General features: G+C 69.8%; 10 protein-coding genes. 1 reads left to right on the top strand and 9 read right to left on the bottom strand.

Annotation, left to right across the window (positions count from 1 at the left end; genetic code table 11):
- Positions 1 to 7: 7 nt before the first annotated feature.
- The 3 genes from relA to cysM form a co-directional block, all read right to left on the bottom strand.
- A complete protein-coding gene (relA, locus tag FBY21_RS27045; protein WP_142015377.1) occupies positions 8 to 2,257 on the bottom strand; it encodes a GTP diphosphokinase in 2,250 nt (749 codons plus the stop codon).
- Positions 2,258 to 2,339: 82 nt separating this feature from the next.
- Positions 2,340 to 3,698 carry a 23S rRNA (uracil(1939)-C(5))-methyltransferase RlmD gene (rlmD, locus tag FBY21_RS27040; RefSeq protein WP_142015374.1) on the bottom strand — a complete coding sequence of 453 codons (1,359 nt, stop codon included), beginning with the start codon at positions 3,696 to 3,698 and terminating at the stop codon, positions 2,340 to 2,342.
- Between the two features lie 180 nt (positions 3,699 to 3,878).
- Entirely contained in the window at positions 3,879 to 4,781 is a 903-nt protein-coding gene (gene cysM, locus FBY21_RS27035) for a cysteine synthase CysM (protein WP_069562225.1), read from the bottom strand.
- A 199-nt stretch (positions 4,782 to 4,980) separates the two neighbouring features.
- Here cysM and FBY21_RS27030 point away from each other — a divergent pair, with 199 nt between their 5' ends.
- On the top strand, positions 4,981 to 5,781 hold the full coding sequence (locus FBY21_RS27030) for a tetratricopeptide repeat protein (RefSeq protein ID WP_142015370.1): 801 nt from the start codon (positions 4,981 to 4,983) through the stop codon (positions 5,779 to 5,781).
- Positions 5,782 to 5,784: 3 nt separating this feature from the next.
- Here FBY21_RS27030 and FBY21_RS27025 read toward each other — a convergent pair whose 3' ends face one another.
- From FBY21_RS27025 to FBY21_RS27000, 6 genes are all read right to left on the bottom strand, one after another.
- The gene (locus tag FBY21_RS27025) at positions 5,785 to 6,129 is read right to left on the bottom strand and encodes a DUF3325 domain-containing protein (RefSeq protein ID WP_174244744.1); all 345 of its coding nucleotides are present in this window, start codon (positions 6,127 to 6,129) and stop codon (positions 5,785 to 5,787) included.
- A complete protein-coding gene (locus FBY21_RS27020) occupies positions 6,126 to 7,640 on the bottom strand; it encodes a PepSY-associated TM helix domain-containing protein (protein WP_142015367.1) in 1,515 nt (504 codons plus the stop codon). Before FBY21_RS27020 ends, FBY21_RS27025 begins: the two co-directional genes overlap by 4 nt.
- The gene (locus FBY21_RS27015) at positions 7,637 to 7,927 is read right to left on the bottom strand and encodes a hypothetical protein (protein ID WP_044414204.1); all 291 of its coding nucleotides are present in this window, start codon (positions 7,925 to 7,927) and stop codon (positions 7,637 to 7,639) included. Before FBY21_RS27015 ends, FBY21_RS27020 begins: the two co-directional genes overlap by 4 nt.
- A 19-nt stretch (positions 7,928 to 7,946) precedes the next feature.
- Positions 7,947 to 9,440 carry a class I SAM-dependent methyltransferase gene (locus tag FBY21_RS27010; protein ID WP_044414207.1) on the bottom strand — a complete coding sequence of 498 codons (1,494 nt, stop codon included), beginning with the start codon at positions 9,438 to 9,440 and terminating at the stop codon, positions 7,947 to 7,949.
- 83 nt (positions 9,441 to 9,523) lie between these two features.
- The gene (locus tag FBY21_RS27005; RefSeq protein WP_044414210.1) at positions 9,524 to 11,782 is read right to left on the bottom strand and encodes a TonB-dependent siderophore receptor; all 2,259 of its coding nucleotides are present in this window, start codon (positions 11,780 to 11,782) and stop codon (positions 9,524 to 9,526) included.
- A gap of 154 nt (positions 11,783 to 11,936) precedes the next feature.
- Positions 11,937 to 13,277 (bottom strand): sensor histidine kinase, encoded by a 1,341-nt coding sequence (locus FBY21_RS27000; protein ID WP_044414213.1) that lies wholly within the window; start codon positions 13,275 to 13,277, stop codon positions 11,937 to 11,939.

Genomic DNA, 13,277 nt, shown 5'->3' with positions numbered 1-13,277 from the left:
CAGCGGTTCAGGCTGCGCGATTGCGACGGGCCTCGATGATATTGGGCAGCTGGGCGATCTTCGCCAGCAGGCGGCCCAGGGCGTCCAGCCCCGGGATCTCGATGGTCAGCAGCATGGAGGCGGTGTTGTCCTCCTTGTTCGAGCGGGTGTTCACCGCCAGCACGTTGATGCGCTCGTTGAGCAGCACCTGGGACACGTCACGCAGCAGGCCGGAACGGTCGTAGGCCTTGATGACGATATCCACCGGGTAGGTCTGCACCGGCACCGGGCCCCAGCTGACCTGGATCATCCGCTCGGGTTCGCGGCTGGCCAGCTGCAGCGCCGAGGCGCAGTCCTGGCGGTGGATGCTGACGCCACGACCGAGGGTGATGTAGCCGACGATCGGGTCGCCCGGCAGCGGCTGGCAGCAGCCGGCCATCTGGGTGAGCAGGTTGCCGACGCCCTGGATCTGCACGTCGCCGCGCTTGCCCGGCTTGTACTGTCCGGTGGAGCGGCGGGGGATGAGCTCCAGCTGCTCGCTGGTGCCGCGCTCCGGCTCCACCAGTTGCTGGGCGTTGCTCACCACGTGGGCCAGGCGCAGGTCGCCGGCCCCCAGGGCCGCGTGCATGTCCTCGGCGGTGCGCAGGTTGCACTTCTCGGCGAGCTTCTCGAAGTCCACCGGCGGCAGCGCCAGGCGCGCCAGCTCGCGCTCGAGCATGGCCTTGCCGGCGGCGACGTTCTGGTCGCGGGCCTGCAGCTTGAACCAGTGGACGATCTTCGCCCGCGCCCGGGAGGTGGTGATGTAGCCCAGGTTGGGGTTGAGCCAGTCGCGGCTCGGCGAGCCCTGCTTGCCGGTGATGATTTCCACCTGCTCGCCGGTCTGCAGGCTGTAGTTCAGCGGCACGATGCGCCCGTTGATCTTCGCGCCCCGGCAGTTGTGGCCGATCTCGGTGTGCACGCGGTAGGCGAAGTCCAGGGGCGTGGCGCCCTTGGGCAAGTCGATGGCGTGGCCATCGGGGGTGAACACGTAGACGCGGTCGGGCTCGATGTCGACCCGCAGCTGCTCGGCCAGCCCGCCGATATCGCCCAGCTCCTCGTGCCACTCCAGCACCTGGCGCAGCCAGGAGATCTTCTCTTCGTAGTGGTTGGAGCTGGTCTTGACGTCGGTGCCCTTGTAGCGCCAGTGGGCGCAGACACCGAGTTCGGCTTCCTCGTGCATGGCGTGGGTGCGGATCTGCACCTCCAGCACCTTGCCGTCCGGGCCGATCACCGCCGTGTGCAGGGAGCGGTAGCCGTTCTCCTTGGGGTTGGCGATGTAGTCGTCGAATTCCTTGGGGATGTGGCGCCACAGGGTGTGCACGATGCCCAGCGCGGTGTAGCAGTCGCGCACTTCCGGCACCAGCACGCGCACGGCGCGCACGTCGTAGATCTGGCTGAACTGCAGGCCCTTGCGCTGCATCTTCCGCCAGATGGAATAGATGTGCTTGGCACGCCCGCTGATGTCGGACTTGATGCCCGCCACCGTGAGCTCCTGGCGCAGCTGGTTCATCACGTCGGCGATGTACTGCTCGCGGTCCAGGCGGCGCTCGTGCAGCAGCTTGGCGATCTTCTTGTACTGGTCCGGCTCCAGGTAGCGGAAGGACAGGTCCTCCAGCTCCCACTTGATGTGGCCGATGCCCAGGCGGTGGGCCAGGGGCGCGTAGATGTCGAACACCTCGCGGGCGACGCGGTGGCGCTTCTCCTCGTCGGCGTTCTTCACCTCACGAATGGCGCAGGTACGCTCGGCCAGCTTGATGAGGGCGACGCGCACGTCGTCGACCATCGCCACCAGCATCTTGCGCAGGTTCTCCACCTGGGTCTGGGTGCCCAGCACCATGGACTGGCGCGGGTTGAGGCTGGCACTGATGGCGGCCATGCGCAGCACGCCCTCGATCAGCTTGGCGACCACCGGACCGAAGCGCTGCTGCACGTCGGCCAGGGGGATCTTGCCCTCGCGCACGCCGCGGTAGATCACCGCCGCCACCAAGGACTCCTGGTCGAGCTTGAGGTCAGCGAGGATCTCGGCGATCTCCAGGCCCGTCTGGAAGCTGGAGGTGCCTTCGGCCCAGAGGTTCTGCGCGGCGTTGGCCTGCTGCTCGGCATCGCGGGCGAACTCGCAGGCCTGCTTCAGCACGGCGCGGTCCAGCACCGGATCGAGACTGAGCACATGGTCCAGCCATGCCTCGAGGTTGATACTGCCGTCGGTGTTGACCGGCTGTTGCGCTCTGACCTGTACCATCTTGCCTTACCTTCCCTACGGCGCATGCCAGCGCGCCGAATGATCGCCAGCCTCTCTGGGCCAGTCGGATTACGCGAGCGTCCTAGCCCGCCTCGAATAACGCCATGGCCTCCACATGCGCCGTCTGCGGGAACATGTCGAGGATGCCGGCCGTCCTCAGCCGGTAGCCCTGCCGGACCAGCTCGGCGCTGTCGCGCGCCAGGGTGGCCGGGTTGCAGGACACATACACCACCCGCTTCGCCTTCAGTTCGCCCAGGTGGCGAGCCACCTCGAACGCCCCGTCACGCGGCGGGTCCAGCAATACTGCATCGAAGCCCCCGGTCGCCCAGGTGGCTTCGGCCAGCGGCTTCGACAAGTCGGCCGCAAAAAAGTGCGCGTTGCCCAGGCCGTTCGCCCGGGCGTTGTCACGGGCCCGCTCGACCATCGCCTCGACGCCTTCCACCGCCACCACTTCGCGGCTCATCCGCGCCAGCGGCAGGGCGAAATTGCCCAGCCCGCAGAACAGGTCCAGGACCCGCTCGTGGCCCTGGGGTGCCAACCAGTCTAGCGCCTGGCGGACCATCGCTTCGTTGATCCAGGCATTGACCTGGACGAAATCGCCCGGGCGGTAGCCCAGCGCCAGGTCCCACTGTTCCAATCGGTAACCCAGCTGCGCGTCGGCGTGGTCCGGCTGCGGCTCACCCGCCCCCTGCAGCCAGAGCAGCGCCTGGTGCTCGGCGCAGAACGCGCGCAGGCGTGCCAGGTCGCCGTCGACCAGCGGTTGGGTATGGCGCAGCAGGAGGGAAGAGGCGGTGCCGTGAAAGAGCTCGACGTGTCCGATCGCTTGCGGTCTTTCCAGGCCAGCCAGCAGGGGCGGTAACGCACGCAGGATCGTCTGCAAGGGCTGTACCAGCACGGCACAGTCCTGCACGGCGACGATGGACTGGCTCGCCGCAGCGCGGAAACCCACCTCCAGGCGCGCGGCCTTGGCGTCCCAGCGCACCGCCACGCGGGCGCGACGCCGGTAGCCGAACTCCGGCCCCACCAGCGGCGCGGCCCAGGTTTCCGGCACCAGGCCGGCGAAGCGCTCCAGCTGCTCGGCCAGCGTGCGCTGTTTCAGGGCGAGCTGGGCCTCATGGGGCAGATGCTGGAGCGAACAGCCACCGCACTGGCGGGCATGGGGGCACGGCTCGGCGCGACGCTCCGGGCTGGCCCGCAGGATGCGCTCGGCACGGGCCTCCACCACCTGGCTGCGGGCACCCAGCACCCGCGCCTCGATGGACTCGCCCGGCAGGGCGCCGTCGACGAACCAGGTGCGCCCCTGCTCGAAGGCGATGCCCCGGCCGTCATGGGCCAGGCGCTCCACCTCCAGGGTCTGCTTCTTGCCCACCGGCACTGCCGGCGCGGCCTGGCGCTTGCCGCCTCCGCTCTGGAAGCGCAGCCCACCGTTACGCTTGGACATCGGGCCTCCGTAGCGGCAGGTGCATGCGCAGCGGCACCAGCACGCTCGGCGCGCAGCGCGAGAGCACAGGCAATGCCGGCACGCGGCTGACCCCGTGTACGGGCGCGGTGGACAGGTGAATGCGATAGGCCCGGAGCGAGTAGCGCCCCAGGCGAAGGTCAGGACGGGAAATCGGAGTCATCACGGGCGCGCGTCGTACACACCGGTGGACAGGTAGCGATCGCCACGGTCGCAGATGATCGCCACCATCACGGCGTTCTCCACCTCGCGGGACAGGCGCAGCATGGCCGCCACCGAACCGCCGGAGGACACGCCGCAGAAGATGCCTTCCTCGCGCGCCAGGCGGCGCATGGTGTCCTCGGCCTCGGACTGGGCCATGTCGACGACGCGGTCCACGCGCTCGGCCTGGTAGATCCTCGGCAGGTATTCCTGGGGCCAGCGGCGGATGCCGGGGATGGCCGAGCCTTCCTGGGGCTGCAGGCCGACGATCTGGATCGCCGGGTTCTGCTCCTTGAGGTAGCGCGAGGTGCCCATGATGGTGCCGGTGGTGCCCATGGAGCTGATGAAGTGGGTCACGGTGCCCTGGGTCTGGCGCCAGATCTCCGGGCCGGTCCCCACGTAGTGGGCTTCGGGGTTGTCCCCGTTGGCGAACTGGTCCAGCACCTTGCCACGGCCTTCGGCCTGCATGCGCTCGGCCAGGTCGCGGGCACCTTCCATGCCCTCGTCCTTGCTGACGATGATCAGCTCGGCGCCGTAGGCGGTCATCGCCGCCTTGCGCTCGGCGCTCATGTTGTCCGGCATGATCAGGATCATCCGGTAGCCCTTGATCGCCGCCGCCATGGCCAGGGCGATGCCGGTATTGCCGGAGGTGGCCTCGATCAGCGTGTCGCCGGGCTGGATGTCACCGCGCAGCTCGGCACGGGTGATCATCGACAGGGCCGGGCGGTCCTTCACGGAGCCGGCCGGGTTGTTGCCTTCGAGCTTGACCAGGAGGGTGTTGCGGGTGTCGCCCCCCAGGCGCTGCAGGCGCACCAGCGGGGTGTTGCCGATGCAGTCGGCGATGGTTGGGTACTGCAGGGTCATGGCGGTTCTGCGATCCAGACTCAGAGGGGCGCCCATGATACCGGCAAACCCCTCTACGCCATATCGCACAAGCGTTTCCGCTTATGGCTTAGCGCTATATCCATGGAACGGAATGGCATTTGGAAAGGCAGCGCCCGTGGTTTTACAGCACAAATGGAAATGAATACTATTCGCCGCCTTTCCCCTGGCCATGCCGCCCATGTCCCTCACCCTGACCCGCACCGACATCCTCGACCGCGAGGCCCTGCAGCAACGCCTGGCCAGCGAACCGCGCCAGGCCGCCAGCGCCGTGCTGGCCGCCGCCCGTGAAGGCGTGGTGCCCGCGCAGACCCTGCTGGGCCAGCTGCTGCTGGACGGGCGCGGCATCGAGCGCGACCTGGCGCTGGCGCGGCAGTGGTTCCGCATCGCCGCCGCCCAGGGCGACCCCATGGCCCACAACATGCTCGGCCGCTGCCTGGAACAGGGCTGGGGCGGTGAGGTGGACCTGCCCGGCGCCGCCCGGGCCTTCCGCCAGGCCATGGAAGCCGGGCTCGACTGGGGTTGCTACAACTACGCCCACCTGCTGGCCGCGGGACGTGGCGTGGCGAAGGACCCGGCCCAGGCCCTGGCCCTCTACGAGCGCGCCGCCGCCCAGGGCCACGCCAAGGCGATGAACTTCGCCGGGCGCTTCCATGAAGAAGGCATCGGCGTGCCCGCCAACCCCGAGCGTGCCCACGCCTGGTACCGGCGCTCCGCCGAAGCCGGCGACTTCCGAGGCCAGTTCAGCCACGCCACCGTGCTGGCCGACCAGGGCGACCTGGCAGGCGCCCTGCACTGGCTGCGCCTGGCCCTGGCCGGCGGCAACCTCAACTTCCTCCGGGAGAGCCGCGCCCGCCTCGCCCAGGCCCGGCACGCCGACATCCGCGCCCTCGCCCTGCCCTACTACCAGCACGCTGCCGAACTGGGCGACGACAGTGACCGCCAGGCCCTGGAGGCCTACCAGCAAAGCAGCGCGGGCTGAGATTCAGGGCAGCCCCTGCACCACGCCCAATACGGCCATCACCGGCAGCCAGCCCAGCGGCAACCACGCCGCCAGCCTGGGTCGATACGGCAACAGCAGCGCCAGCAGCAACCCCGACAGGGACACCAGCCCGAACCAGGCCACCGGCCCCATCGCCCAGCCCCAGAACGCCGCACTCGCCGGCAAGGCCAGCGCCAACAGGCACCAGCCCGCCGCCCGCAGGCCACGCCGCAGTGCGGGCGTCGGCTCACGCTGCCACACCTGGCGAAAATGCCGGGGCAGGCCCAGGCACAACGCGGCCATTCCGCCGTGGGCCAGGCCCGCCGCCACGCTCAGCATCAGGCTCATCCCTGCACCTCCGCCTTCGGGCGACGCACCCGCGCCGGTCGCACGGCCGCCGGCTGCTGCACGCGCCAGGCGCACCCGGCCAGCAACAGGCCAATGGCAACGGCCGTCACCTCCAGCATGCCGCGGGTGAAATCCCCTGCCCCGCTGCCGGAGGCCCAGCCCAGCAACGGCACGCCCAGGCACAGCGCCGCGCCACAGCCGAGCTGCTCGCTCCACCCGCGCGCCCCCGGCCGCCACACGGCGTGGACCAGGCTGGCCAGCCAGAGCAGGAAGAACACCCGCACCTCCCACTGCGCGCGCCCGGCCAGCTCCAGCGGCAGCAGGCGGTTGGCCCACAGCAGCCCCACGCAGGCCACGCCCAGGCCGGCCACCGCCGCCAGGTTCAGCGCCGCCACCAGGCGCGCGCCCATGCCAGGGCTGGCCTGGCGCCGCTGCTTCACCTCGTAGAGCAGCAGGCCGGTGGCGATCATCACGCAGCCGCCGAGCCCACAGAGGAAATACAGCCAGCGCATGGGGTAGCCGCCGAACTGGGCGAAGTGCAGCCCCATGATCACCCGGTGGGTCAGCACGCTGGCGCGCATGGCCGGCGGCGCCTGCAGCAGCGCCCCGGTCACCCCGTCGAAGACCATGTTCTGCCCCTTGGTCAGGGCGATGCGGTTGCCCAGCACCCGCCGCACTTCCACCCGGGCATCGCTGCGCCCGGGATGGCGGATCACCACGCCGCCCACCGGCCCCATCTTCCGCTCGGCCTCGGCCAGCATCGGCGCCAGCGCGGCCAGAGGGGCCGGCTGCGTCTGGCCACGGGGCGGGTGGGCCTCCTCGGTGCCGGACTGGGCGTGGAAGTACGCCTCGACGTCGCCGTCGAACAGGCTCTCCAGCGCCGCCGGCATGTAGATCAGCAGGAAGATGGCCAACCCGGTGTAGGCGATCATCAGGTGGAACGGCAGCAACAGCACCGCCGTGGCGTTGTGGGCATCCAGCCAGGAGCGCTGGCCCTTGCCGGGGCGGAAGGTGAAGAATTCCTTGAAGAACTTCTTGTGGATGACGATGCCGGTCAGCAACGCCACCAGCATGCCCAGCGCCAGCAGACCCACCACCCAGATGCCGAGCATGCGCGGCAGGTCGAGGGTGAAATGGAAGCGGAAGAAGAACAGCCCGCCGGCACTGTCACGTTGCGGCAGCACCTCGCCCGTCGCCGGGTCCAGGGCCACGCCACCGCCGTGGCGACGTTCGCCCGCAGAGACGGACAACCCCGGCGAGCGCTCGGTGGGCAGGTTCAGGGTCCAGGCCCGTGCCTCGGGGTGGTGCTGCCGCAGGTAGGCCAGCCCGCGCTCGGCGGCCTCGGCGGTAGGCACCGGGGTGTCGCGCACCTCCGGGTGCATCCAGTGATCGATCTCCTGGTCGAACACCGCCAACGTCCCGGTGAGGAACACCGCAAACAGCAGCCAACCGGCCAGCAGGCCGCCCCAGGTGTGCAGCCAGGCCATGGACTGGGTGAAGGTCTTCTTCATGCCAGCCACTCCAGCAGGCGCGGCCAGAAGCCCAGGGCCGCCAGCGGCAGCGCCGGGGCCAGCCCCAGCCAGGCAAGCAGGGCGCTGCGGGCGGCGAAGGCCCAGCACACCGCCAGGGTGTAGACCACGAAGCACGGCAGGCTGGCCACCAGCAACGCATCCACCGGGTGCAGCGGCAACAACCGCGCCAGCGCGGCGGTGAAGGCGTAGGTGAAGGCATAGCCGCCGAGCAAGGCGGCCACCACACGCGAAAGGACCGGCGCCCAGGCCGGCAGGGACAGGGTCATGAACAGGCTCCTCACGGGGTCATGGCACCACGCCCAGTTGCCGCCAGACCGGCAGCACGGCGTGTTCGAACTGGTTCAGCTGTGCGTCGTCCACCTGCACCTGCCAGCCCTCGCGGCGCAGCAGGGCCAGGCCGGTTTCGCGCAGCAGGCCGCCGCGCAGGCCCGGCATCTCCAGCAGCACCCGCGCCAGGGCCATCTGCTGCGCCGTCACGGGGATGGATGCTCCCAGGCTGGGCGCCACCAGGTGGCGATAGCCAACCCCGGCCAGCGCCCCTTCGGCCAGCAGGCGGTTGAGTCGCTGACCGGTTTCCACTGCCACCGGCCCCGGCGTCAGCGGGTGGGCATGCCCGGCCCAGGTGAGCATCTGCAACGCCCGGTTGAGCTGGCCGAGCTGCGGCGCCAATGCCGGCCGCCGGGCCAGTTCGGCGAAGCCCTGGGGCCCTTCGGCGAGGGCCTGCAGCAACGGCGAGAACAACGACGCCTCGCCCTCCACCGGGCCGATGCGGGTGTCGAAGCACAGGCCACCCCGGGTCGGCGCCCCCGGCAATGCCGCCCAGCAGCCCTCCAGCAAGGCCTGGCGATGGGCCGCCGGCGCGAGCGCCTGGCCCGTGCGCTGGTAGAGGTCACGCCGCTGGGACTGGTTACGCGCCAGGTCCTTGGCCGTCTCGCGGGCCTCGGGCGTCTGCAGCGCCTCCAGCAGCGGCAGGCAGGCGCCGGGCACCGACAGCGCGTCGATGTTCTCCAGCGGCACGGCACTGCCGGCGTAGTCCAGGCCGATCGCCGTGAACTCGCCCATCACCTGGGCCACCGGCAGGGGCTCCCAGTGTTCGCAGAGCAGTTCATGGGCAAGCTGGGCCAGGTCCTCCGGCTCGCCGGCGTCCAGCCGCCGGGCCACGTCGGGGTGCTCGACGAAGTAGCCGGCCCCCGCCGCCTGCCAGCCACGCAGGGCGGCGAAGGCACTGCGCAGGCGTTGCGTCGGTGTGCCAGGTGCCTGCCGGGCGTGCTGCCAGATGAAGCGCTGGGCGGCGCGGAACGCCGACAGGCCCGGCTCGGTCATGTAGCCCAGGTAAGCCACGCCACCGGGCCGCAGGCGCTGCTGGATAAAGCTGCGGATGGCCGCCCGGTTGGCCGGCGACACCCAGGAATAGACGCCGTGCAGGACGATGAAGTCGAAGCCCTCGCCCAGGTCCTGCCCGGCCAGCCCGTCGAACGCCGCCTCGACGAAGCGCAGGTTGCCGAGCCCGGCCCGGGTGGCCAGGTCACGTCCGTGGGCAATGTGCCGGGGGTTGAAGTCCACCGCGACGAACTCGCCAGCCGGGTTGGCCGCTGCCAGCAGCAGGCTGCCCAGCCCCTGGCCGCAGCCCAGCTCGCAATAGCGAAAGCCCCGGGACAGGTCCGGGGCGCTGCGCCCAAGGGCGGTGAGGGTGGCCACCATCCAGCTCGGTGCGAGTTCCGGCTGGACCAGGTGGGGATAAGGGGCATCGGCCAGGTAGCCGTCGTGCCAGAGGCTCATGCGCTGCATCCATCATGAAAAGGCCCCGCCGGAGCACCCGGCGGGGCATGGGCCTGCCGTTTCCGGCAGGCCAGGAGCCCAGGTCAGAACGAGGCGGTGACGGAGGCGAAGTACGACCGGCCCGGTTCGTTGTAGGTGTTGGCGCCGGCGTCGCTGGCGTTGCCTTCGCGGTAGATGCGTTTGTCGAACAGGTTGTTGATGCCCAGGCGCACGCTGTAGTTCTCGCTGAACGCGTAGCCGGCGCTGACGCCCATCAGCCCGTAGGGGTCCACGTCCTTCTGCGCGGTGGTGGCATAGGCCTGATTGGTGCGCTGGTTGAGCGAGGGCGCTTCCTGCTTGCCGTAGTAGGTGCCGCTGACCTGCAGGGAGAGCTGCTCGGTGGCGTACCAGTCCAGGGTGGTGTTGACGGTGTACTCGGGGATGATGCTCAGCGGCTCGCCGGTGTCGCGGTCCTCGGACTGGATCATGTAGGTGAGGTTGGTGTTCCACTCCAGGCTCGGGTCGAGGGCGATGAACAGGTTGCCCTCGATGCCTTCCACCACCGCCTTGCCGGCGTTCTCCCACTGCTGCACGCGACGGCCATTGGCCAGGCGGTAGGTGAAGTTGTTGCTGCCGACGATCTTGTTCTTGTAGTCGTTGCGGAAGTAGGTGGCGCTGGCGCGCCATTGCCCCATGTCCAGGGCCAGGCCGATTTCCTTGTTGATGCTGGTTTCCGCCTCCAGGTTCGGGTTGCCCACCAGGTAGCAGCCGCCGCTGTTGGTCTGCCCGGCGTTGCAGCCGTTGCCCATGCTGTAGAGCAGGTAGTTGGGGTTGGACTGGTAGAGGTTGGGCGTCTTGTAGGCGCGTGCGATGCCGCCCTTCAGGGTCAGTTCGTCGGTGAGCTTGTGGGAGGCGTTGAGGCTCGGGCTCCAGTTGCCGCCGAACTCCTCGTGCTGGTCATAGCGCAGGCCCGGGGTGACGGTGGTGCGGCTGTCCAGCTCGATATTGTCCTCGGCGTACAGCGCGTAGCTGCGGGCGTCGGTCTTGGTATTGCCACGGCTGAAGCCGGGGATGGGCGGTACGCCGGCGCTGCCCGGGTCGAAGGTCTGGGCGCGCAGGGAGCCCGGGTCGTTGAGGACCTCGTAGAGGTACTCGCCCCCCAGGGTGAGCATCTGCTCGAACCCCAGGCTCAGGGGCAGGTTCACCTCGCCGCTGGCGCGGGTGTTGCGCAGGCGCGAGGTGAAGGCCCCGGCGCCGTTGGCAGGCGCGCCTTCGGAGCTGCCGGCCAGGCCTTCGTTGAGGCGCCAGTTGCGGGTGTAGTCGTAGGCCAGGCTGGCCTTGGAGGTGCCCCATTCGAAGTCGCCGTTGTGGGTCAGCGAATAGGCGCTGCGCTGCATCACGTTGGTTTCCGAGCCCACCAGGCCGCTGACGAAGGCGCCGCCGTTGTTGAGCATGGTGTCGCCGGCAAAGATGTTGCCCTGGCGGCTGTAGCTGGCCTCCAGGTCGAGGCTCTGCTCGGGGTTGAGCTGCCAGCTGAGCAGGCCGTTGACGTCCTTGTTGCGCACGCCTTCACGGCCCGCCACCAGGGAAGTGGGGTCGCTCTGGTGGCCAGCGTTGAGGTCGGCGTCGTCGGCATCGGTCTTGCTCATGCCGCCGTACACGCGGAAGGCCAGCGCGTCGTTCAACGGGCCGCTGAGGTTGAAGTTGGTGCGGCGGCTGGCGCCCTCGGCATCGTCCTCGGGGAGCTGGGTGAACACGGTCATCGAGCCGTGCAGTTCCTGGGTGGGGCGCTTGGTGATGATGTTGACCACGCCGCCCATGGCGCCGGAGCCGTAGCGGGCAGCGGCCGGGCCACGGAGGATCTCGATGCGCTCCACTTCCTCGGCCGGCACCCAGTTGGTCTCGCCACGGGTGTCGCGGTCGCCGTTCCAGCCGTAGCGCACGGCGTTGCGCGAGGTGGAGGGCTTGCCGTCGATGAGGATCAGGGTGTTTTCCGGGCCCATGCCGCGCAGGTCGATCTGGCGGTTGTTGCCACGGTTGCCGCTGGTGCTGTTGCCGGTGAGGTTGACCCCCGGCTCGCGGCGGATCACGTCGGACAGGTCATTGGCCGGCGGACGCTTGCGGATGTCCTCGGCGGTGATGATGGAAACCCCCGGGGCCTGCTTCAGCTCCTGCTCGGCGGTGCCGATCACGCGGGTTTCCTGCAGCTCCAGCGCCTGCTCGGCGGTTTCACCGACCTTTGTCCGGGCCTGCTCGGCGACGTCGTCGGCCAGCTCCAGCGTCTCGGCCTGGACCCAGGCCGGCGCGGAGGCGGCCAGCAGGGCCAGGGCGAAGGGGTTGAGGGTGAATCGCGGCTGCGTCATGGGGCACTCCTTGGGCAATCGGGCAGTCACGTGGGACGGGGCATGCCGATGAAGGCGGAGCGACCGCGCTGGTCTTCATTTGGCAGGCCCGAGTCGGACGCGGGTCGGCGCAAATGGTATTTATTCTTATTTGGCAGTAAAGATCATTTACAAACTATACATTTGCCAAACGCAGGCACAGGCGCAGGCCCCGCGCGCCGTTCTCCGCCCACAGGTCACCGCCCTGTGAGCGCAGGGTGCCGCGGGCGATGGCCAGCCCCAGACCGAAGCCCTCGCCCCCCGGGCGGGCACTGCTGAGGCGGGTGAAGGGCCGGAAGATGGCCTCCAGCTGGGCCGGGTCCACGCCGCCGCCCTCGTCCTCCAGCCACAGCTGCCAGTGCTCGCCCTCGCGCTGTGCACCGAGGCGGATCGTGCCATCCGGCGGGGAATGGCGGATGGCGTTGCGCAGGCCGTTCTCCAGGGCCTGGGCCAGGCCGTTGAGGTTGCCGTGGACGCGGCAGTCCGTCGGCAGCTCGCAGCGCAGGCGCTCCGGCGGCCAGCCGCTTTCGAAGCAGGCGTCCTCGCTGAGCACGGCCCAGAGCGAGGCCACGTCGATCACCTCCCGTGGCAGCTGCGGGCGCTCGGTGTCCAGCCACACCAGCTCCAGGGTGTCGTCCACCAGCTTCTGCATGCATTGCACTTCGCGCTCCAGGCGCTGGCGCAGTTGGCCGATCTCCAGCTCGCTCTCCCCCGCCACCCGCAGCCGGCTCAGCGGCGTGCGCAGCTCGTGGGAGAGGTCGCAAAGCAATTGGCGCTGGTGCTCCACCGTGGTTTCCAGGCGCTCGGCCATGTGGTCGAAGGCCCGGGCCAGCTCGCCCAGTTCATCGCGACGGCGGCTGACCTCGGGTGAAACCCGGGTGGACAGGTGGTTGCCGCGCAGGGCGTTGGCCTGCTCGCGCAGGTGACGCAACGGGGCGAGCAGCAGGCGGTACAGCCCGACGCAGAGGAGGAAGGCCAGGGCCCCCGGCACCACGCCGTGGATCACGAAGCGCGCCAGCAGGCTGAACCCGCCGGGCAGGTAGCGCTCGGGCAGGCGCATCACCAGCTGGCCGGCATCCGGTGCCTCGGGGAACGGCAGGCTGAGGATCGGCAGCCCGCCACTGCGCTTGCTCATGGGCCAGTCGACGCGCCGCATGAAGGTCAGGCGCCCGTACTCCTCCACGTTCAGCGGGCGGCTGCCGAGGCTGCGCAGGTCGGGCCCCACCACCACGGCCCAATCCGGTTCGCGGGCCTGGTGGCGCTCCAGCCAGCGGTCCACGCCAGCTTGGCCGTCGCGCCGCCAGGCCTGCTCGGCCTCTGCGGCGTAGCGGTTGAGCCGGGCCTGGGCAGCCTCAGTGAGGTGGTAGCTCTGCAACTCGACGTACTCGCCCCAGGCGCGGGCGAGCCAGATCACCAGCACGCTGAAGGCCACCAGCAGCACCGCGAGGGGCCAGAACAGCGAACGCCGCCCGGGCAT

This window comes from Pseudomonas sp. SLBN-26, from assembly GCF_006715895.1.
Classification (GTDB): Bacteria; Pseudomonadota; Gammaproteobacteria; order Pseudomonadales; family Pseudomonadaceae; genus Metapseudomonas; species Metapseudomonas otitidis.
This window is presented reverse-complemented; position numbering and strand designations above follow the sequence as displayed.

What these genes read in the sequence shown, in the direction of transcription:
- FBY21_RS27025 (WP_174244744.1), bottom strand. Translation starts at nt 6,129, where the DNA reads ATGAGCCTGATGCTGAGCGTGGCGGCGGGCCTGGCCCACGGCGGAATG.
- FBY21_RS27005 (WP_044414210.1), bottom strand. Translation starts at nt 11,782, where the DNA reads ATGACGCAGCCGCGATTCACCCTCAACCCCTTCGCCCTGGCCCTGCTG.
- FBY21_RS27010 (WP_044414207.1), bottom strand. Translation starts at nt 9,440, where the DNA reads ATGAGCCTCTGGCACGACGGCTACCTGGCCGATGCCCCTTATCCCCAC.
- rlmD (WP_142015374.1), bottom strand. Translation starts at nt 3,698, where the DNA reads ATGTCCAAGCGTAACGGTGGGCTGCGCTTCCAGAGCGGAGGCGGCAAG.
- relA (WP_142015377.1), bottom strand. Translation starts at nt 2,257, where the DNA reads ATGGTACAGGTCAGAGCGCAACAGCCGGTCAACACCGACGGCAGTATC.
- FBY21_RS27015 (WP_044414204.1), bottom strand. Translation starts at nt 7,927, where the DNA reads ATGACCCTGTCCCTGCCGGCCTGGGCGCCGGTCCTTTCGCGTGTGGTG.
- cysM (WP_069562225.1), bottom strand. Translation starts at nt 4,781, where the DNA reads ATGACCCTGCAGTACCCAACCATCGCCGACTGCATCGGCAACACCCCG.
- FBY21_RS27030 (WP_142015370.1), top strand. Translation starts at nt 4,981, where the DNA reads ATGTCCCTCACCCTGACCCGCACCGACATCCTCGACCGCGAGGCCCTG.
- FBY21_RS27020 (WP_142015367.1), bottom strand. Translation starts at nt 7,640, where the DNA reads ATGAAGAAGACCTTCACCCAGTCCATGGCCTGGCTGCACACCTGGGGC.
- FBY21_RS27000 (WP_044414213.1), bottom strand. Translation starts at nt 13,277, where the DNA reads ATGCCCGGGCGGCGTTCGCTGTTCTGGCCCCTCGCGGTGCTGCTGGTG.